This is a genomic window from Actinomadura keratinilytica, assembly GCF_039539665.1.
GTDB lineage: Bacteria > Actinomycetota > Actinomycetes > Streptosporangiales > Streptosporangiaceae > Spirillospora > Spirillospora keratinilytica.
Genome location: NZ_BAABDO010000121.1, coordinates 1 through 19049 on the forward strand (window position 1 = coordinate 1; position 19049 = coordinate 19049).

At 71.9% G+C, this 19049-nt stretch carries 16 protein-coding genes and 2 CRISPR repeat arrays; of the genes, 7 read left to right on the top strand and 9 right to left on the bottom strand.

What is annotated here, in order from left to right:
- Positions 1-724 precede the first annotated feature (724 nt).
- Positions 725-1119: a CRISPR direct-repeat array (repeat unit 29 nt; unit sequence GTTCTCCCCGCGCAGGCGGGGGTGCTCCG).
- A gap of 1547 nt (positions 1120-2666) precedes the next feature.
- The 5 genes from ABD879_RS27065 to ABD879_RS27085 all read right to left on the bottom strand — a co-directional run bounded on the left by ABD879_RS27065 (position 2667) and on the right by ABD879_RS27085 (position 9925).
- Positions 2667-3014 carry a hypothetical protein gene (locus ABD879_RS27065; protein ID WP_345024457.1) on the bottom strand — a complete coding sequence of 116 codons (348 nt, stop codon included), beginning with the start codon at positions 3012-3014 and terminating at the stop codon, positions 2667-2669.
- 500 nt (positions 3015-3514) lie between these two features.
- The gene (locus ABD879_RS27070) at positions 3515-4333 is read right to left on the bottom strand and encodes a TrmH family RNA methyltransferase (RefSeq protein WP_345024458.1); all 819 of its coding nucleotides are present in this window, start codon (positions 4331-4333) and stop codon (positions 3515-3517) included.
- A gap of 305 nt (positions 4334-4638) precedes the next feature.
- The gene (locus ABD879_RS27075) at positions 4639-6378 is read right to left on the bottom strand and encodes a sigma-70 family RNA polymerase sigma factor (protein ID WP_345024459.1); all 1740 of its coding nucleotides are present in this window, start codon (positions 6376-6378) and stop codon (positions 4639-4641) included.
- 179 nt (positions 6379-6557) lie between these two features.
- Positions 6558-8171, bottom strand: coding sequence for a long-chain fatty acid--CoA ligase (locus ABD879_RS27080; RefSeq protein ID WP_345024460.1), 1614 nt, complete (start codon positions 8169-8171; stop codon positions 6558-6560).
- A 1235-nt stretch (positions 8172-9406) separates the two neighbouring features.
- Positions 9407-9925 carry a SigE family RNA polymerase sigma factor gene (locus ABD879_RS27085; RefSeq protein WP_345024462.1) on the bottom strand — a complete coding sequence of 173 codons (519 nt, stop codon included), beginning with the start codon at positions 9923-9925 and terminating at the stop codon, positions 9407-9409.
- A gap of 345 nt (positions 9926-10270) precedes the next feature.
- Here ABD879_RS27085 and ABD879_RS27090 point away from each other — a divergent pair, with 345 nt between their 5' ends.
- On the top strand, positions 10271-11176 hold the full coding sequence (locus tag ABD879_RS27090) for a hypothetical protein (protein WP_345024463.1): 906 nt from the start codon (positions 10271-10273) through the stop codon (positions 11174-11176).
- A 3-nt stretch (positions 11177-11179) separates the two neighbouring features.
- Positions 11180-12067, top strand: a complete 888-nt coding sequence (locus ABD879_RS27095; protein WP_345024464.1) for a MauE/DoxX family redox-associated membrane protein — start codon at positions 11180-11182, stop codon at positions 12065-12067.
- 64 nt (positions 12068-12131) lie between these two features.
- Here the strand turns inward: ABD879_RS27095 and ABD879_RS27100 are convergent, their stop codons facing one another.
- Positions 12132-12968 (bottom strand): thioesterase family protein, encoded by an 837-nt coding sequence (locus ABD879_RS27100; RefSeq protein ID WP_345024465.1) that lies wholly within the window; start codon positions 12966-12968, stop codon positions 12132-12134.
- 318 nt (positions 12969-13286) lie between these two features.
- On the opposite strand from ABD879_RS27100, the gene ABD879_RS27105 reads away from it, so the two are divergent.
- Entirely contained in the window at positions 13287-13532 is a 246-nt protein-coding gene (locus ABD879_RS27105; protein ID WP_345024466.1) for a hypothetical protein, read from the top strand.
- Positions 13533-13556: 24 nt separating this feature from the next.
- Here ABD879_RS27105 and ABD879_RS27110 read toward each other — a convergent pair whose 3' ends face one another.
- Both ABD879_RS27110 and ABD879_RS27115 read right to left on the bottom strand, forming a co-directional pair.
- Positions 13557-14750: an AAA family ATPase gene (locus ABD879_RS27110; protein ID WP_425549661.1), complete on the bottom strand. Its 1194-nt coding sequence runs from the start codon at positions 14748-14750 to the stop codon at positions 13557-13559.
- 254 nt (positions 14751-15004) lie between these two features.
- Positions 15005-16015, bottom strand: coding sequence for a pirin family protein (locus ABD879_RS27115; RefSeq protein ID WP_345024469.1), 1011 nt, complete (start codon positions 16013-16015; stop codon positions 15005-15007).
- 148 nt (positions 16016-16163) lie between these two features.
- On the opposite strand from ABD879_RS27115, the gene ABD879_RS27120 reads away from it, so the two are divergent.
- Positions 16164-16625: a MarR family winged helix-turn-helix transcriptional regulator gene (locus ABD879_RS27120; RefSeq protein ID WP_345024470.1), complete on the top strand. Its 462-nt coding sequence runs from the start codon at positions 16164-16166 to the stop codon at positions 16623-16625.
- Between the two features lie 13 nt (positions 16626-16638).
- Here the strand turns inward: ABD879_RS27120 and ABD879_RS27125 are convergent, their stop codons facing one another.
- Positions 16639-17058, bottom strand: a complete 420-nt coding sequence (locus ABD879_RS27125; protein WP_345024471.1) for a hypothetical protein — start codon at positions 17056-17058, stop codon at positions 16639-16641.
- A gap of 204 nt (positions 17059-17262) precedes the next feature.
- Between ABD879_RS27125 and ABD879_RS27130 the strand changes: the two genes are divergently transcribed.
- The 3 genes from ABD879_RS27130 to ABD879_RS27140 all read left to right on the top strand — a co-directional run bounded on the left by ABD879_RS27130 (position 17263) and on the right by ABD879_RS27140 (position 18499).
- Positions 17263-18021, top strand: a complete 759-nt coding sequence (locus tag ABD879_RS27130) for a M15 family metallopeptidase (RefSeq protein WP_345024472.1) — start codon at positions 17263-17265, stop codon at positions 18019-18021.
- Positions 18022-18091: 70 nt separating this feature from the next.
- Positions 18092-18244 (top strand): hypothetical protein, encoded by a 153-nt coding sequence (locus ABD879_RS27135; RefSeq protein ID WP_345024473.1) that lies wholly within the window; start codon positions 18092-18094, stop codon positions 18242-18244.
- Between the two features lie 12 nt (positions 18245-18256).
- Positions 18257-18499, top strand: a complete 243-nt coding sequence (locus ABD879_RS27140) for a hypothetical protein (protein ID WP_345024474.1) — start codon at positions 18257-18259, stop codon at positions 18497-18499.
- A 73-nt stretch (positions 18500-18572) separates the two neighbouring features.
- Positions 18573-18844: a CRISPR direct-repeat array (repeat unit 28 nt; unit sequence GTCGGCCCCGCGCACGCGGGGATGTTCC).
- The last annotated feature ends 205 nt before the right edge of the window (positions 18845-19049 follow it).

A 19049-nucleotide genomic window follows, 5' to 3' on the forward strand; every position in this document is an offset into this window, starting at 1 on the left:
CTGGTCACCGCCTTGTTCTGGATCAACGCATGATCCACCGGACACGCCCTAGGGCTCAGCGACCGCCGTGCCGCACTCCGTCGTGCGGCCGCGAGCATGGCCGGGGATGTCCTGGATCACGCGAACGCAGACGTCCTGGACCGTATCCGGCGGATCACGATGGACCCACGGCATGCGGCAACCAGTAGGGGTCCGATGCGGACCGGCGAGCGCGGGATGACCGTCCTTCCGCTCTTGCGGGGTCCGTCCGCGAGCGGAACCAGCAGGTCAACCAAACGCGGCCGCGAAGACTGGCGAACGATGGAGAGCCGAGGCGGCATCACCGCGAACCACTACGACCACGTCTACATCCCGGTGTGCTGACCCGCGGCAGCATCGCCCCACAAGCCCGTCCCCCTGTGCTTAGCGGTCTTCCTGAGGGATGCTTCCCTGCGCGGAGCCGACTTGGGGGCGTTCTCCCCACAGGGGGAGGGTGGCCCGCACACCAAGGAGGCCAGATGACACCCCGCACGCATTCTTCCCGCACAGGCGGGGCACGGTCCGCCGCGTGCACCCATCTCGGAGGTGCTGATCTCGTTCCCCCTGCAGCAGAAGGTCTCTTGCATCACAGTCCACCGACGAAATCCATGCCGCACCTATCCTGCCCCCATGCCAGCCCAGCCACCGACACACCAGACAAGGTCACAAAACGATAACGGCGCCACGTAGCCCCAGCTCAGCAAGTGTTCTCCCCGCGCAGGCGGGGGTGCTCCGCTCATTTGTTGCGCATGCCCCGGACCGGCATGGTTCTCCCCGCGCAGGCGGGGGTGCTCCGTGGGAGGGACGACATGGGTGCATGGACAGATGGTTCTCCCCGCGCAGGCGGGGGTGCTCCGGCTCGGGGTCGATGGCTCCCTTGATGGGCCGCGTTCTCCGCGCGCAGGCGGGGGTGCTCCGGGTGTGTTCGGCCTAATCTCCACACACCAGGAGTTCTCCCCGCGCAGGCGGGGGTGCTCCGGCTCTTCACGTCTGATCGGGGGTGTGGCGGGCGTTCTCCCCGCGCAGGCGGGGGTGCTCCGGAGGTCTCCGTGGCCGAAGTGTCATGGCCGGCGTTCTCCCCGCGCAGGCGGGGGTGTTCCTCGCCGTGCCCTGCCGAGGTCACCGAACCCTACGTTCTCCTGGCGCAGGCGGGATGCTCCGCCCCCGGGTACCGGAAACTCGGGCGGTACTAGTTGTCCCTGCGCAGGCGGGGATGCTCCGTACCAGCTGCCGCAGCAACGGCGTCCGGGCTGCGTTCACCTCCTTCATGCGGCGGGGGTGCTCCGGACCAGTACGAGCCGCTGATGGAGGCCATCAGGTTCTCCCTGCGTAAGCGGGGGTGCTCTGTGCCATGTCGGTCAGCTGTTCCAGGAGGGCTCGGTGCGGCAGTGACAGGTGGGCCTGGCGTGGCGGATGGCGGTACCGCGCCGTCACTTGCCGCTTGGCACCCCGTTGCGGCGTCGGCATGGCGGCCGCATCGGAAGACGTACGCGCCGTCCGGCCCGCTGATCGGCACGTTCGCCAGGGGTCGCATGCAGGTCCGCTGCCGGCGGCGGACGCCCCGGTGCAGCCCAACACAAGATCAGCCGCAGCGGGGCGCCAAGGTTCACGGGACGTGGTCCAAGCGGCCAGCAGCGCGTTGACCACGTGGTGGGTGTCATGGCCCCGAACGCAGCAGCCAGGACGCCTTCCGACGAACAGCCCAGCCTCACTCAACGCCAGCCCGCCTCGGGGCCGTGCGGCCAAGACCGTCAGCCCCGTGATAAGGCAGTGGGCTCCGAGGTGGCATGGGCTGCGGCGCGATGCCGCGCCCGCAGGCAGCCGTCTTCACTCCACCCGCTCGCGCGGTCGGGTGTTCCAAACGGCACCACGGCGGTCAGCCCACCGAACCGAGGTCTATACGGCCGCCAAAACCGCCCCCGGCATCGTGCCAACCGCCTCACTGCCGCCCTGCCAAGCAACACCAACCACGACACGTCCGAACCGACCGGGATCGTCGTGGCGGAGACGGCCATGCGGTGCAGCTTCGTCACACTGGTGAGGCTCGCGGACGGCGTCCGCGGCACGGTCGGCGTCGTAGGTGCGGCCCGGACCTCCAAGCGGCACCACGTCGGCTGCGACGATCGGGACCGTCCCAGCATCGCGCCGATCACCTTCCCCCCTGCCGGGCAGCGCCGGGCGCTACCGTCTGGCGCGTCCGGGGCGGCCGGGATCTTCGTGGTGCTCGTGAGGCTTTCGGATGACGGCTGGTCTTCGCGAGGTGTCGATGCCGGGCCGCTGCCCTCTCGGGCGGGACGCCGTCATGGAGCCCCGACGGTCGGCGGCGCGGCGCCGTCACCGGGTGCCCCCAAACGAGCAGCGCGGCATACCTGGCTGTGACGGCGCGCCTCCGCTGCGACGTGGGCTGGTCGGTGACGGCGGGGTTTTTCGCGGCGAATTTCTCGCGGGCGTGTTCATCCTTGCGGGGGACGGGCGACTCTTCCGCGAGGAGGAGAATTGGCCCGTGCGGTGGAGATCGATGATGTCGAGGAGGGGTCATTTACCGAGTTGATCAAACACGCGTTCGTTCGCGTAGATGATCTCTGGAAACACGGAACGGGCGTCCCGTGCGGTCGCACGGGACGCCCGTCGGGGCCGTCACGCGTCAGCTAGAAGCCGAAGCCACCGAACCCCAGGCCACCGAAGCCGAAGCCACCGAAGCCCAGGCCGCCGAAGCCCGTGCCACGGGTCTTGATGCCGAGGCCACGCTCGTGGAAGTCACCCAGGGGGCCGAAGTAGTGGCGCTTGAACACCACGACCCTCGCGCGCTTCTGGTGCTTGTAGCGCTTGCAGCGCTTGCGGCCGCAGGCCAGCGCGGTGGCGGTGGAGCCGGCCTGGCCCGTGGCCGTGGTGTGGCCGACGGTGGACGCCTGGGCGGCGGGCGTGAGCACGGCGGCACCGCTCAGCGCGAGGCCGGAGATGCCGAGGACGACTCCCGTGCGAATGTTCTTCCGCATGTCTCCCCCTATCTGGGTTTTCGACCGAGACGAGATATTGCGGAATTCGCTCCATCTCGCCGAGAAGAGGCTTTCCCGCGCCATCTCGGACAAATACCTCCAGATCAGCAAAAAGAAGCAAGATTACATCAAAGCGATCACTAGCTATAAATCGGATGTTTAACCGCAAATCGCTGCGGAGAGTACGCAAGCAGACACACTGCGTAGCGAACGCGCTACCGTGCCGCGTCGGCCACGGCTGGTCAGGAGGGGTTCGGCGCCGAAGAGCCGGGGGGACGCCGCGGTCGGCCCGTGTCGTGAGCGGCGAGCCTTCGGTGACGCTGCTGCCGTCGTCGGCGCCGACGCGGCGATCGCGGGCATGCTGGGGTCTCGGTCTTGATGCCCGAGTTCATCGGAGGGCGCATGACCCGCCTCACGGCCCGCTCGGTCTCGAACCTGCTGCTGCGCGCCCGGCGCGGCACGGCCCGCTCGTCCCGGATGATCCGGCGGGGAGGAGCTGTTCAGGCGCGCTGGCGGGCGGTTTCGTAGAGGGCGACGGTGGCCGCCGACGCGGCGTTGAGGGAACTGGCCGAGCCGGTGATCGGGATGCGCACCGTCACGTCGCAGGACTCGCGCCAGCCCGCGCTCAGGCCGCTGGTCTCGTTGCCGATGACCAGCAGGGTCGGGCCCGCGAGGTCGTGGTCGGCGATGTCCACCGCGCCGTGCTCGTCGGTGCCGACGACGGTGATCGGCAGGCCGTCCGCGCGCAGGTCGTCCACCCAGTGGAGCACTTCGCGGTGGGAACGCGCCCGGACGGTGGGCACCGCGAACAGCGAGCCGGTGGACGCGCGGACCGCCTTGGGGTCGTAGGGGTCGGCGGCGTGCCCGGTGATGATCACGCCGTGGGCGCCGAACGCGTCGGCCGAGCGGACGAGCGTGCCGATGTTGCCGGGGCTGGTCGGCCGGTCGAACACGAGCGCGAGGAAGGACGGGTCGGACGGGATGCGGGTCAGGTCGTCCGGCGGCAGGGCGACCACGGCCAGCAGCTCGGGCACGTCCTCGGTCTTGCCGCCGAGTTCGGCGAGCAGGTCGGGGGCCATGGCGACGCGCTGCGCCCCGGGAACGCGGTCGAGGATGCCGGTCGCCCACGTCGAGAGTTCGCGCGCGTCGTCGTGGATCAGGGCGCGGATCGTCCAGCCGTGCTCGACGGCGAGGGTGATGGGGCGGACGCCCTGCACGATGAACTCGCCCGCCCGTTGCCGCTTGGTGCGGTTCGACAGCAGGGCCTGCCACTGCTGGAATCGTGCGTTGCGGCGTGTGACGCGCAGTTCCCTGTTCAACCCGTTCGGTCCTTCGGCGGAGACGCTCAAGCGGCCGAGTCTTTCATACCGTGCCGGGACGCGCCGCGTGACGGGCGCCGGAGCTGATCCTCCCGGGCCCGCGTCGCGTGACGGCGCCGAGTCCGTCGTGGCGGCGCGCCGGGCGCTTCCGGTCATCCTCGACGACGCCGCGCAGAGCGGATGGCAGCGGCGGGGACGTGCGGGAAGGGAGGCAGGCGTCCTCGTGCGTTGCCGAGCGGCCATGTCGTCCGCACCACCGAACTCGACGCGCGGCGGCGCCCTCGGGCACTGGCGCCGCCGCGTGCTCAAATGAGGTAGAAGCCCCAGACGACGTCCAGCTTGCGGCTGGGCCCCTCGTCCACCAAGAAGGTCACGGTGCCCTCGCCAGGCGGGTTCAGGAAGGTGGTGTGCAGGGTGACCGTCAGGTCGATCGAGTCGCCCTGCTCGAGGCTGCCCTGGGCGGGGGAGACGCTGATCCGGTCGCTGGACGACACCGAGTTCCAGACCACGGGGCCGTTCTCGGCGGTCAGCCGGACCTGGGCGGTCTTGGTCCCGTACAGCTCGACCTTGGCGGGCACGACGGTCGGGATGCCGGGTGAGGGCGGGGTCTCCGGCGTCGTGGGGGTCGGGGACGGCGACACGGGCGACGTCGGCGACGGCGTCGGCGCCGGCCGGTATGTGCCGGTGTCCGTCGGCTGGGGCGACGGCACGGCCGGGACGCCCGGTGCGGCGGGCGCCTGGGCGAGCGGCGGACGGCCGCCGGACTGCCCGCTCGTGTGCGGCTGCTCGTTGTTCTGCCGGTCGGGCGTCACGGCGGGCTGCGGGTGCGTCCGGAACGGCGGCCAGGAGATCGTGGACGGCGGCAGTCCCGGCCCGATCAGCAGTGCCGCGACCAGCGCGGTGACCAGGGCGCCGGCCATGCCGCCGCCCGCGAACAGCCAGCGGCGGGTGTAGGGCGACGGGACGTCGGGCTGGCTGGGCATGCCGTCGGGGGTCAGGGCGCCGCCCCGCGCGGCGATGTCGGTCCGGTAGCCGGCCAGTTCGGGGTCGGTGGCGGTGTGCATGACGCGGTGCCGCAGTGCGGCGGGCAGCACCGGGGACGGCGCGTGGACGAGCAGCGCCCCGACCTCCACCCGGCGACGGCGGCGGCACGCCGGGCAGTTCCCGTGGTGGGCCCGGCCGTCGCCGTCGCTGTGCGCGCGGGACGCCACGGCCGCGGACGAACGGGACGAGCGGCGCGCGGTGAGGACGCCGCCGGCCCGCCGCGACCGTCCACCGTGCCGTCTGGCCGCCGCGGGCCGCTCGGCGACGGCGGCGTGCGCGCCACCGGTCGCCGCGGCTTCACCGGCGCGGCCCGCGCCCGGGCAGCGGCGGGCGTACAGGGCCTGCTCGGCCTCGTAGGCGGCGTGCAGCAGCGACCTCGCCCTGCGGGTCCGCGCGGCCGCACGCCGGGCCGACAGCCCCAGCGCGGCGCCGATGTCGGCGGGGCGCAGGCCGTGGCGCACCGAGAGCAGCAGCAGTTCCTGGTCGGCGGCGTCCAACCGGGCCAGTGAACGTTCAAGCAGCGCCGCCAGTTCGGCGACGGGCGGCGGCTCCGGGCGGGCGCCGGCGTCCTCGGCGCAGTCGGCTGGGAGGGCGTCGGCGAAGTCGGGGCCGGCCTCCCAGTGCAGCTGCCGGGCCCGGCCGCGCTGGAGGCAGCGGCGCCGCGCCGCCGCGTACAGCCAGGACCCCAGCCGCATCTGATCGCGCATGCGCGGTGCACGGCGCCAGGCGTCGATGAAGGTGTCATGCACGATCTCGACGGCCGTTTTGTATTCGCCCGTCATTGACACGCAGTAATCGAAAAGGCGCTCGGCGTACGCGTCGTAGAGCGCGGCCAGGGAGGTCCTGTCACCATCGTTCAGACCCTGCACCAACCTGCGGTCGGCTGCGCCGTCGAACGAGGACCATCTGGGCATGAGCGCTCCCCGCATCCGCATGGGAGTCCGGCCCCAACGGAGCCTTCCGGACAATCGGCCCACCCTGAATACACCCCACTGCACCATCTGCACCACATGATCTCGCGAAAACGGCAGAAGGATGACCAGAAGGTGAGGGCTCTGGAACCGGTGGTATTGAAAATTCTTCGCTTTCTCCCGCCGCCGAGGTCCCAAATCGGCGGGAGAGCGTCACGGGCCCGTCGGGTGGGCCGCCCGCCCCGGGCGGCCGACCCGACGGCGGCGCGTCAACGGAGATGGACGACGTCGAGTTCGCCATCGGCGAACCGCCGTCGCAGCACCTTCTTGTCGAACTTGCCGACGGAGGTCTTGGGGATCTCGGGGATGAACGTCCACCGCTCGGGCAGCTGCCAGCGGGGGACGCGGCCCGACAGGAACTCCCGGAGCTGCTCGGCGTCGACCGTGGCGCCGTCGCGCACCACCACCGACGCCAGCGGACGCTCCTGCCAGCGGTCGTCCGGCACGCCCACCACGGCGGCCTCCACGACGTCGGGATGCGCCATGAGCTGGTTCTCCAGCTCCACCGAGGAGATCCACTCCCCGCCCGACTTGATCACGTCCTTGGCGCGGTCGGTCAGCACCAGGTAGCCGTCGGGTGACAGCGTGCCGACGTCGCCGGTGCGCAGCCAGCCGTCGTGGAACCGGCCCGGGTCCTCGTCGCGGTAGTACGCGCCGGTCACCCACGGCCCGCGGATCTCCACCTCGCCGACCGACGTGCCGTCGTCGGGCAGTACCTCGTCGCCGTCACCGACGATGCGGACCTCCAGCCCGGCCAGAATGCGGCCCTGCGTGACGCGGTACCGCCACGCCTCCTCCTCGTCGTCGGCCGTGGCGGGCGGATGCGCGACGGTGGCCACCGGCGACGTCTCGGTCATCCCCCACGCCTGGACGATCCGCACGCCGAGCTCGTCGTAGCCGCGCATCAGCGACTCGGGCACCGCCGATCCGCCGCACGGCACCAGGCGCAGCGAACCGAGGTCGCTGCCGTTGTCGCGCGCGTACCGCAGCACGTCGTTCCAGATCGTCGGGACCGCCCCGGCGACGGTGGGACGTTCCGTCTCGATGATCCGGACGAGCGGTTCGGCCTGCAGGAAGCGGTCCGGCATGATCAGCGACGCGCCCGCCATGAGCGCCGCGTACGGCAGCCCCCAGGCGTTGGCGTGGAACATCGGCACCACGGGCAGCACCCGGTCATGGGCGCCGAGGCCCATCGCGTTGGCCGTGCAGGCCGACATCGAGTGCAGGTACGCCGACCGGTGCGAGTAGACGACGCCCTTGGGGTTGCCGGTGGTGCCGCTGGTGTAGCACATGGCCGCGGCCGAGCGTTCGTCGATCTCCGGCCAGTCGAACGCGGGCGGGGACGCGGCCAGCAGCTCCTCGTACGAGTGCAGCTCCTTGCCCGTGTCCGCGAGGGGCGCGGTGTCGGCCGTGCCCACGACCACCACGTCCCGCACGGTCTTCATCCGCGGCAGCACCGGCGCCAGCAACGGCACGAGCGACCCGTCGACGATGACGACCCGGTCCTCGGCGTGGTCGGCGATGTAGGCGAGCTGGTCGGGGAAAAGCCGGATGTTGAGCGTATGCAGCACCGCCCCCATGGACGGCACCGCAAGGTAGGCCTCCAGGTGCTCGGCGTTGTTCCACATGAACGTCGCCACGCGCTGGTCACCGTCGATGCCGAGCGCCCGCAGGGCCCCCGCCAGCCGCGCGACCCGTTCACCGAGCCGCGCGTAGGTGATCCGCCGCGTACCGTCACCGGTCCATGTCGCCACCTCGGCGTCCCCGAACACGCCCGTGCCGTGACGCATGATCGAGGTGATGGTCAGGGGATAGTCCTGCATGGTGCTCCACACGGCACACCTCCAGCTCGACGGCCTCTAGAACCGGATTCTCAACCGCGCCGATGTGATTGTCATCACCAAACAGGCCCCTATTTCCCCACAAGCCTCCCGCATCGCTCCTCTCGGCCGGGCCCGCCCGGAGCCCGCCCCTGATGACCGCGAGGAGGAGTAGCGGCGCAGTACGTGGCGGCGGTAGCGCACGCCGGGGAGCAGGCGGCGGACCGCAGAGCGCACCTGGCCGTCGCTCATCCGCGGGTCGGCGACCGGCATGCTCGCCGGGTCGCTCGCGCGGCGCAGCGCCTTGGTGAGGCGGACGATCGCGCGGCCGCGATGCCGCCCAGTCCGCGGGCGTCGCGTTCCGGTAGGGCGTTGGAACGGCCTGGCTCCGGCCTGGACCAAACCCACCTCGTTGACAGGGAATCGGGACGGTCGGTGAGGTCCTCCCGTGCCGCTGGCGGAGCGACTGATCGGGACGGGCTGGGGGAGTTGCTCCGGCGGGTGGTGTCGCCTTCTCGCCCCCGACCATGGCGGGCGGGGGATGCCAGCGCCGCCCATGTGCGCGGTCACCACGGGCCGCACGTAGCGGCAGTCACCGCCGTTGCCCGGCGCACCACCGCGTCACCGAGTGGCCCCGGCCCCGCAGGTGGGCCAGCCCACATCGGCCCATGCCCCGGCAAGCCGAGGGCGGCCGGCGGGCCGGACGGTCACGGGTACGCGATAGCCCCAGTCGCCGTCCGCACCGCCTCAAGGGGACCTGACCGGCCCGGATCCTGCCGACCACGGCAGAACACGGGTCCAGATCCCTCTGCCGACCGATCGCGCTGGTGTGCCGCTCCCACAACCAGGCGGCGTTGCGCCTGCCGGTAGAGCGGCATCCAAGCGCGGCCCGCGCCACCGACGCCCGGGCAGGCTGCGGCCGGGCCGCACAGGATCACGCCTTGACGAGCCGGAGGCGGCCGGCGAGCAGGACTGGTCACGGAGGTACGCGATCGACTCGGTCGCCGTCCGCACCGCCGCAAGCCGGCCCGGATCTTGCTGACGGGGATGCGCGAAAGCCGCCGGGATATGCCCTACGCGCGGGGCTGTTTGTGATCAGAGTGGGGCGGCCGGTTTGGCGTCTGATGGTGATTTGGGAGTGTTCGCGTGACTGATGTGAGGAATGTTGATTTCGAGGCCAGACAGTCTTATGTGAGGTTTGTGATCCGTGTGACGAGGAAGCGTAAAAGATCGTTCAGTCAGGGGTGGGAAGGCAGGTCGGGGAACTGGGAGCCGAGGGCGGCGTCGTCGCGGAGTTTCGCCATGGCGCGGGAGACGGTGCTCTTGACGGTGCCGACGCTGACGCCGAGCACTTCGGCGATCTCGGTTTCGGGCATGTCCTCGTAGTAGCGGAGCATGACCGCGAGGCGCTGGCGCTCGGGCAGGCGGTCGAGGGCGCGGCCGAGGGCGTCGTGCAGCTCGCTGCGGCGGGTGTGGTCGTCGACGGGCTGATCGGGCAGCTCGTCGGTGGGGTAGACCTCCAGCTTGCGGCGCCGCCACCAGGAGATCTGCGTGTTGACCATGGCGCGGCGGACGTAGCCGTCGACGGCGGCCGGGTGGTTGATGCGGTCCCAGGCCAGGTAGGTCTTGGCCAGCGCGGCCTGCAGGAGGTCCTCGGCCTCGGCGCGGTCGCCGGTCAGCTGCATGGCCATGCGCAGCAGGACGGTGCCGCGGGACGCGACGTACTCGCGGAACTCCTCGTGCCGCGTTGCGTTCACATCACCACCGACCCAGGGGTTGGAGGGCGTCGGCCGAGCCGTACCATTAAGGGATCTTGAAACGGGCGAGCTCCCGGCGCTCTCGACGATCGCACGAAGATCGTAATTTCGGGCCAACAGAAAACATATATTCGGGTCAACCTGGTGTGCGATTCTCCTCTTCGGGAGGAGATATCTCAACCCCTCGGCCGACTTGTCGCTACAAATCAGCCGACAGGCGGATGCCGGTGCGTGAATCTTGAGGCGCCGTTCCGTACGACCAGGCCGTCGCAACCGAGATCGATGTCGGAGAGTCGCATGCCGTCTCACGCCCGTGCCGCCAGGCGTCGTCGTCACCGGGAGGCCGTGCTCGGGCCGTCCCGGGCCGGAGCGTCCCGGCCCGGGACGGTGTCCGGCGGCCTGCCGGTGCGCGCCGCGGCCGGGACGATCCTCGACGCCAGTCCGCACCTGCTCGTCCTGAGCGGTGACCGGGGCGAGGTGCGGGTGCCGATGACGCAGGCGACCCAGGTGTGGCACGGCGGCCCCGAGGGCCCGGACGCGCTGCGGCCGGGGCGCCGCGCGATCGTCCGCACCGCCGACGGCCGCGGTGCCGACCGGGTCTGGGTGGACATCGTCCGGGTGGCGGGCACGGTCGTGACGTGCGGCCGGGACGCCGTGGAGGTGGACATGGGCCCCCATCGGGGACGGGTCCACGTGGTCGTCCCGCCGAACGTGCTGGGCCGGGTGCTGGTGCGCCATCCCCGGCTGGAACCCGGCTACCTGATCGACGTCATCTGCGTCGCGTCCCCGGACGGCCCCCGGGCGGTGCGTCCGGGCACCGCGCAGCCCGGCTACCGGGCCGACCGGCCGCCGGCGGCCGAGACGTCGGCGCCCGTGCCGGAGGAGGTGCGCGGGACGGCGACCTGGTTCGGCTCCGGGGACGTGGGCCTGGCCTACCCCGCCGTGGATCCGGAGGGCAACGCGGGCGGCTGCCACGGGACGCCGAACGCCTGCCTGCCGCTTCCGTACGTGTCCCTGGGCAGCGAGCTGACCGTCCGCAACGACTGCACCGGGCGTGCCGCGTCGGTTCCCGTGACCGAGTGCGGGTGCGTGGCGGCCCGTTTCTGCGACCGGTGCGTGCAGTGCGGCACGTCGCCGCGTGGACGGGTCGTCGAGCTGGCGCCGGTCGCGTTCGCCGGCCTGGGCGGGGATCTGGCCGTCGGCTGCTTCAACGTGACCGTCGGCGGAGCCGTCCCCGGCCTGGGGGGTTGAGCCGTGCTGCACGTCGTCCAGTGCACACAGGTGCTGGTGATCGCGTTCATCCTGCTGGCGGCGAGCCTGGCGAAACTGACCGTGCCGCAGGTCATGCCCGCGGCGCCCCGGGGCGGGCGCGGCGTCCCGGCCGATGACGTGCGCGGCGTTCCGGCGGCCGACGAGGTATACGGGGTCGCGGCACCCGACCGGCCGGCGCCGCTGCTCAACCGCCAGGTCACCCTCGCACTCGGGGTCTTCGAGGGCGGCCTGGGGCTGGCCATGATGGTGTCGGCGCACGCGTCGGTCCGGCTGGCGGCGACGGTGACGTTCGCCGCCGCCACCTGGGTGGTCGGTGAGCTGCGCAGGCAGGGCGCCGACACGGGCTGCGGCTGTTTCGGCGAGCTGAGCCGCGGGCCCGTGGAGCGGCGCGGCGTCCTGCGGACGGGCCTGTGCACGCTGGCCGCCGTCGTCGCCCTGGGCGCCCCGCATTCGGGGACGGACGTGCTGCGGCAGGGGCCCGCGCTGGTCGGCCTGGTCTTCGTGGCCGAGCTGGCGCTGTTCGCGGCCTTGTCGCCGGAGCTTCCGGCGCTGCTGGAACGGCTGGGCCTGCGTCCCCGCGCGGCCGCGCCGTGCGAACGCCGCCGCAGCCCGCTCACCGAGACCTACCAGGCGCTGCACGCGAGCGACGCCTGGCTGAGCCGGGAGAACGCGATCGTCAGCGCGGCGCCGCTGGACGTCTGGCGGGAGGGCTGCTGGCGGTTCCTGGTGTTCCCGGCGCGGGTGGACGGCCGGGAGATGGAGATCGTGTTCGCCGTCTCCACGGCCGCGCGGCACCGGACCGTCCGGTACGCCGTCGTGGAGGCCGAGCCGTCGGAGGCGCCGGGCGTCGCGGCCGCGCGCTCGCGCTGACGGTCTGGAGTTCTCTAGCCGCCTCTACCCCTTCCGCTAGAGGCGGCTAGAGACGCGCAGAGGGTCAGGACGGGATGCGGACCGCGGCCAGCTGGGTCCCCTGGGCGACGAGGCGGTTCTTGCTGTCCCAGACGTGGACGGTCTCGTCCATGCGGCCGCCGCCGACGTCGGCCGCATGCATCCGCACCCGGACGGGCCCCGGGGCGGGCAGGCGCCGGATGTAGGCGGTGAGCTGGATGGTCGGCGCCCACCCCGGCAGCGCCAGGTCGTAGGAGGCGGGCGGCACCATGTCCAGCGCCACCAGCAGGCTGAACGGATCCCAGTCGGTGCCGTCGGCCAGCCGCTGCCACCCCTGGATCAGCCCGCGCCGGGACGGCTCCCCCGCCGCGAACCCCAGGACGCCGGGGTCGATGTGCTCCTCGACGACCTCCATCAGCGGGACCGGGAAACCGCCCCCCGGCGGCTCTTTCTGCGCCAGGACGCAGTCCTGCCGGTCGGGCAGTTCGGCGGGCGGCTCGGCCGACCACCACGGGTCGGCGTCCCCCAGCCGCTCCTGGCAGATCAGCGCCTCCACCATCGGACGGCCGTCCTGCGACAGCCGCGCGTGCAGCTGCGACACCGAGCGCCCCTCGCGCAGCGTGTCGACGGCGATCACCACCGGCCCCGGCTTGGGCGCCCGCAGGAAGGTCGCGCTGACGGCGGCCGGGTGCGGATGCGCGGGGGAGGCCGTGCGGGCGGCGGCCCGGGCCATGACCGCCAGGACGTATCCGCCGTGCAGCTTGTCGCCGACGCTCCACTGCGCGTCCAGGTCGGCGTCGAACTCGGCGCGCCGCTCCCCGGTCTCGGGGTGGTCGCCCTCGGTGCGCGGTCTGACCGCCGTGGCCCGGCTGAACTCCTTCACTCGGCGCTCCGTTCGCTCGTTCGGCACGGCGTGCGCCCGCCGGCCGGGCGCCCCGCGGTCCCCGATGACCTGCCACCATGTTATTAGAAGCTTATTCTAACGATTGCTCTCTAATTGGCTGCGGGCCATTGACGAGCGTTCTCTAGGCGTTTCTAGGCAAAGACGTAGAGACGCCTAGACATTCCAACCGATGCGGCGGCCGCGGCTTCTAGCCGACGTGCGAAAGTGCCTACCGTTCTCTAGGGCTTTCTGGGGTCAACGCTAGAAGAGCCTAGAGAAGCCTAGGCGCGGCCACGGGCGCCGCCCGCGGATCAGGAGATGCGCTTCGCCGACCGGCCGGACCAGGCGACGCGGTACGGCTCGGCGATGGCCGCCCATCCGGCGGACCTGGTCGCGTGGGCGGGTCCCCCGCCGGGCGGTGACGCCGCCGCCCGCGGCGGCACCGGCTCGGGCGCCCGCTGCCGTCCTGGCAACGGCTCCGCAGCTCCGCACGCGGGCGACCGGCTGGTGATCCACGTCCACCGCCACGGGCGCGCCGCGCCCGCGGCGGAGGGGGTGCGATGACCGCTCCGCCGGTTCGGACGCCGGTCAGGTGGGCTGGGCGCGCAGGAACCGGCCGAAGTGCGGGACGGTGAAGGCGACCAGGCCCCGTTCGGCGCTGTAGATGAGCCCCTTCTTGATCAGCCCGTCGCGGGCCGGGGACAGGCTGGAGGGCTTGCGGCCCAGCTCCTCGGCGACCGCCGAGGTCGCGACCGGGCTGTCGCCCTCGTCGCCGAGCATGGCCATGGCGCGCATGTAGTCGCGTTCGGCCGGGGTCGCCCGCTCGTACCGGCTGCCGAAGAAGCCGACCGCCAGTTCGCTCTCGGCCTCCGGGGCGGCGACCCGCACGTCCTCGGCGGTGATGGGGGTGTCGGGCGCCACGTCCCAGGCCACCTTGGCGTACGCCTGGACGAAGTAGGGGTAGCCGTCGGCCGCCTGGTAGAGGGCGTCCAGGGCGTCGGGGGTGAAGGTGACGTTCTCGCGTTCGGCCGGGGCGAGCAGCGCGATGTCGGCGGACTCGCGGTCGAGCCGGTCGATGCGCGAGTAGCGGAACAGCCGCTCGGAGTAGGACTTGCTGGCCGACAGCACGGCGGGCAGATGCGGCAGGCCCGCGCCGACGACGATCAGCGGCCCGCCGATCTGGGACAGCTCGTGGCAGGCGGCGCACAATGCGGACACGTCGTCGCCGGGGACGTCCTGCATCTCGTCCACGAACAGCGCGATGCCGACGCCGACGTCGGTGGCGACCGAGGCCGCGTCGACGAACAGCTCGGTCAGGTCGATCTCCAGGTCGCCGGAGTCGGCGCGGCCGCGCACGACGGGCACGTCGATGCCCGGCTGCCAGCGGTGCGCCCGCGCCCGGCTCCGGCCGGACGGCTCCTCGCCCGCCTGCGCGAACGCCTTGAGCACGCCGAGGAACCGCTCGATGCGGTCGGGCGCGCGGTGCCGGGGGGCCAGCTCGCGCACCGCCATGTGCAGGGCGGAGGCGACGGGCCGGCGGATCGACTGCTCCGGCCGGGCCTCGATCTTGCCGGTGCCCCACAGCCGCTGGATCGCCATGGACCGGAACGCGTTGAGCAGCACGGTCTTGCCGACCCCGCGCAGCCCGGTGATGATCATGCTGCGTTCGGGGCGGCCGCGGGCGACCCGTTCCAGCACGACCTCGAACTGCTGCAGCTCGCGGTCGCGTCCGGCCAGCTCGGGCGGACGCTGCCCGGCGCCCGGGGCGTAAGGATTGCGCACGGGATCCACGCTCTCGGACTCTATGAGCCGATATAGCTGCGGCCGTAGATTTGCATAGAAACCGCTGCGGCGTGTCGCGTGCGTCCCGCGACGCACCGCCGGGCGGCGCGTCGCGGGATGTGCGGTCACCGTCGCCACCATGCCGCCTCCCAGGCGAGGGCGTACGAACGAGATCATCGAACTTCTGTTCGACCGTTCGAACACAGTAGCGCATGCCCGTGTCGCCCGTCAGCCGCTGCGGGCGATCCGCGTCGTCAGGTCAGGGAGGTGTCCGCGGCCGAGCGGTGCGGGACCCTCTCGGCGGGGACGGTGCCCATCCGGCCCGCCTGGAAGTCCTCGAACGCCTGGATGAGCTCCTCGCGGGTGTTCATCACGAACGGCCCGTACCGGGCGACGGGCTCGCGGATCGGCAGCCCGCCCAGCACGAGGATCTCCCAGCCGTTCGCCGCCGCCACGGGCTGCCGGTCGGCCGCCCGCACGACCAGGCCGTCCTGCTCGCCCTGGTGGTGGGAGCCGCCGAAGACGGCAAGCTGCCCCTCGTCCAGCGCGATCTCCTCGACGCCGACGGTGCCGCGCCCGGACAGCACGTACACCAGGGCGTTGAACTCGCGCGGCCACGGCAGCGCCAGCCGCGCGCCCGGCGCGACCGTCGCGTGCAGGTAGTTGATCGGGGTGTAGGTGACGCCCGGCCCCTGGTGCTCTCCGAGCGACCCGGCGATCACCCGGACGAGCGAGGAGCCGTCGTCGGCGGCCAGCAGCGTGACGTCGCGCGCCTCGATGTCCTGGTAGCGGGGCGGGACCCACTTCTGCGCGCGGGGCAGGTTCACCCACAGCTGCACGCCGTGGAACAGCCCGCCCTTGGCCACCAGTTCCGGGGGCGGCTGCTCGATGTGCTGGATTCCGGCCCCGGCGGTCATCCACTGGGTGGCGCCGTCGGAGATCAGGCCGCCGCCTCCGGTGGTGTCCCGGTGCTGGAACGCTCCGTCCATGATGTAGGTGACGGTCTCGAAGCCGCGGTGCGGGTGCCAGGGCGTGCCCTTCGCCTCTCCCGGGGCGTACTCGACGGCGCCCATGTGGTCGAGCAGCAGGAACGGGTCGGCCAGGGACAGGTCCATGCCGGGGAACGGGCGCCGGACCTCGAAGCCCTCGCCTTCCAGCTGGCGCTGGGCGGTGACGATCTTGGCGACCCGGCGCCAGCCGGTGTCGGCCTCGGGCAGGCGCGGCAGCCGGGGCAGGGTCAGCGGGTCCGCGGTGACGGCTGGCATCGGTACTCCTCAGAGGTGGGTGGGCCCGCTCCGGGTGAGCGGGCGCCGTCGCAGGGGTGCAACCTAGTTGAAAGATAAACTATTCCGCGCCGCGCGGGTCCGCCGGAGAAGTTAGTTGAATGTTAAACGAGGCTCTATACTGTCGCCCATGGACGAACCACGGTGGCTCGATACCGCACAGCAACGCGACTGGCGGGCCTACGTGGACGGCAGCATCCGGCTCAACGAGATCATGGACCGCGACCTGAAGTCCAAGCACGGACTGTCGCTGCCAGAGTACGAGATCCTCGTCCGCCTGTCGGAGGCTCCCGAACGGCGGCTGCGGATGGCGGAGCTGGCCGAGCACGCCAGCCAGTCCCGCAGCCGACTGTCGCACACCTGCTCCCGGCTGGAGGCCAAGGGGCTCGTGGTGCGCGGCAGCTGCCCCAACGACAAGCGGGGCGTCTACGCCCACCTCACCGACGAGGGCTTCGCCGTGCTGGAGCGGGCCGCCCGCGACCACGTCAGAACGGTCCGCGCCTTCTTCGTCGACGTGATCGACCCCGACGACCTGGCGGCGATCGGCCGGGCGTTCACCTCGGTCGTCAAGCGCATCGCCGAGGCCGGCTGACGCTCTGGCGGGGTCAGGGCGTCAGCCCGGTGAGGAACCCCACCGACACCAGGGTCAGGAACACCCACGCCAGCATCATCCCGATGCCGAACAGCCGCCCCGCCCCGCCGACCTTCCAGGCCAGCAGGCCGCCCAGCCCGAACGCCAGCACCAGCAGCGTGATCATCTGCGGCAGCAGGCTCGGCCGGCGGCTGGTCATCAGCGGCCCGTACATCATCACCAGGTCGACGAACACGAACGTCAGGAACCCCGCGAGCGTCGCGCCGACGTCGCGCCGCGTCAGCCCCCGCGCCCACTCCCAGGGCGGACGCGCGCGCACGCGGATGCGCGGCCCGTCTTCCGGCCGGTCGACCTCCACCGTGGACGCCACGGCGAAGATCTCGTCTTCCAGGCTCGGGCGGCTCGGGCGGCCGTCCTCGTGAGAATCCGCCATGCCGGCTCCCTCGGCCGGGGACGCCGGGTCTGTACCCGGCGGGGGCTGTGGTCGAAACGGATGCGCGTGACCGCCCCCGTCCCCGCGACCCCAGCCACGCGCCAAGACGCACGGTAGCGAACCGGCCCGTCCCCCTTGAAGGCGGCGCGGCGCGTCGCCGCGTCCTGCCCGAAGACCCGGGCGCGGGCATGCGATGCTGCTGTCATGCCAGGTAGATGGACTTCTCGCGGGCTGGCGTTCGTCGCGGCGTTCGCCGCCGCCACCGCGGGCGCAACCGGCTGCGGCCAGGGCTCGGACGACTCCGGGGGCAACGGCGCCACGCCCGCCGCACCGCCCGTCCCGGCGCCCTCGGCGACCTCCGCCTCGCCGTCCGGTGGCGGAACGCCCTCCGCGCACCCGTTCCGCGCGCAGATCAAGAAGGTGACGGCGGGCCAGCTCAAGTACTCGTGGCGCCGCGGCTGCCCGGTGCCGGTGTCGGGCCTGCGGATGATCGAGATGACGTACTGGGGCATGGACGGGCGGCCGCACGACGACGGGCGCCTGGTCGTCAACGCCAAGGCGGCCGAGGACCTGGTCACCGTCTTCCGCAAGCTGTACCGGATGAAGTACCCGATCAAGCGCATGGAGCCGGTGGACGTCTACAAGGGCAGCGACTTCGACTCCATCGAGGCCGACAACACCTCGGCGTTCAACTGCCGCGCGGCCACCGGGTCGAGCAGCTGGTCCCAGCACGCCTACGGGCTCGCGGTCGACATCAACCCGTGCGAGAACCCCTACGTCTCCTCCGACGGGACCGTGGCGCACAAGCACTGCGTCAAGTACAAGAACCGCAGCCGCCGCGACCCCGGTGTGATTCACAAGGGCGACAAGGTGGTGAAGGCGTTCGCCTCGATCGGCTGGGGCTGGGGCGGCGTCTGGAGCGGCGCCAAGGACTACCAGCACTTCTCCAGCAACGGCCGCTAGACCAGGCACCTCTCTCCGAGAGGGCACATCCAGGGCACTTTGCGCCTGGACGGGAGCGAGCGCGGCATCGATGACCTTGCGCAGGGACACGTTCGTGCACTACGCGCTCCCGGCGGACACCGTCGGGACGGGCCGGAGGGTGCGGTTCCAGGTCATCCAGTACGGCACGCAGACCGCCCAGATCACCGGCGGGTCCGCCAAGGTGCTCATCTGGGAGAAGTAGAGGAGGCCGCGCATGCGTGACTACCTGATCCGTACCCTCGTCCCCGTGGTCGTGGGCGTCATCGTCGGCCAGGCCGCGCGGCTCGGCATCGGCCTCGACGCGGCCGCGGTGACCGCTGTGCTCACGCCCGTCGTGACGGCGGTGTACGCCGCTGTGGCGCGATGGGTGGAGGTGCGGTACCCGGCGGTGGGCCGGGTGCTGCTGTCGGCGGGGCTGGCTCGGTCGGCGCCGGTGTACCGGCCCGTGTCGCGGTAGCCCGCGAGCGGGTAGGCGAATCCAACTGAATGAAAACTCGGCTCCGCTGTTGTAGAGTCGCAGGTCAGTAAGCGTCGGCCCCGCGCACGCGGGGATGTTCCCGCCAGGGCGCGAGTTGGGAGGCCGCGCTAGATGTCGGCCCCGCGCACGCGGGGATGTTCCTAGTGGACGATCACCGCACGCGGGGACTGTGTAGTCGGCCCCGCGCACGCGGGGATGTTCCCCCGTGCACCTACACGTTCACCCCTGACCAGACGTCGGCCCCGCGCACGCGGGGATGTTCCGGAGGGCTTGGCGGTCGTCCGCCGCGGCAAGGGGTCGGCCCCGCGCACGCGGGGTCCCTACACGACACCGCCCCCGCCCTCTTCGGAGGGCGGGGGCGGCTTCGTCGTGCCTCGAAACCCGCAGCGCCTATCGAGGGATCGGGTTGTGGAAGGAATCGAGGTAGACGTACTGGAGGTCGTGGAAGACGGCGACGCCGAACCGGTCAGTCGGCGGTCGTCCGAGGTCCTCCCACCACCGGTAGGCGGCCTCGATCTCCTCCCACAGG

Coding starts and splice junctions, on each gene's coding strand:
- ABD879_RS27115 (WP_345024469.1), bottom strand. CDS start 16,015: ATGCCAGCCGTCACCGCGGACCCGCTGACCCTGCCCCGGCTGCCGCGC.
- ABD879_RS27075 (WP_345024459.1), bottom strand. CDS start 6,378: ATGGTGCAGTGGGGTGTATTCAGGGTGGGCCGATTGTCCGGAAGGCTC.
- ABD879_RS27140 (WP_345024474.1), top strand. CDS start 18,257: ATGCGTGACTACCTGATCCGTACCCTCGTCCCCGTGGTCGTGGGCGTC.
- ABD879_RS27080 (WP_345024460.1), bottom strand. CDS start 8,171: ATGCAGGACTATCCCCTGACCATCACCTCGATCATGCGTCACGGCACG.
- ABD879_RS27125 (WP_345024471.1), bottom strand. CDS start 17,058: ATGGCGGATTCTCACGAGGACGGCCGCCCGAGCCGCCCGAGCCTGGAA.
- ABD879_RS27135 (WP_345024473.1), top strand. CDS start 18,092: ATGACCTTGCGCAGGGACACGTTCGTGCACTACGCGCTCCCGGCGGAC.
- ABD879_RS27130 (WP_345024472.1), top strand. CDS start 17,263: ATGCCAGGTAGATGGACTTCTCGCGGGCTGGCGTTCGTCGCGGCGTTC.
- ABD879_RS27065 (WP_345024457.1), bottom strand. CDS start 3,014: ATGCGGAAGAACATTCGCACGGGAGTCGTCCTCGGCATCTCCGGCCTC.
- ABD879_RS27120 (WP_345024470.1), top strand. CDS start 16,164: ATGGACGAACCACGGTGGCTCGATACCGCACAGCAACGCGACTGGCGG.
- ABD879_RS27105 (WP_345024466.1), top strand. CDS start 13,287: ATGCGCTTCGCCGACCGGCCGGACCAGGCGACGCGGTACGGCTCGGCG.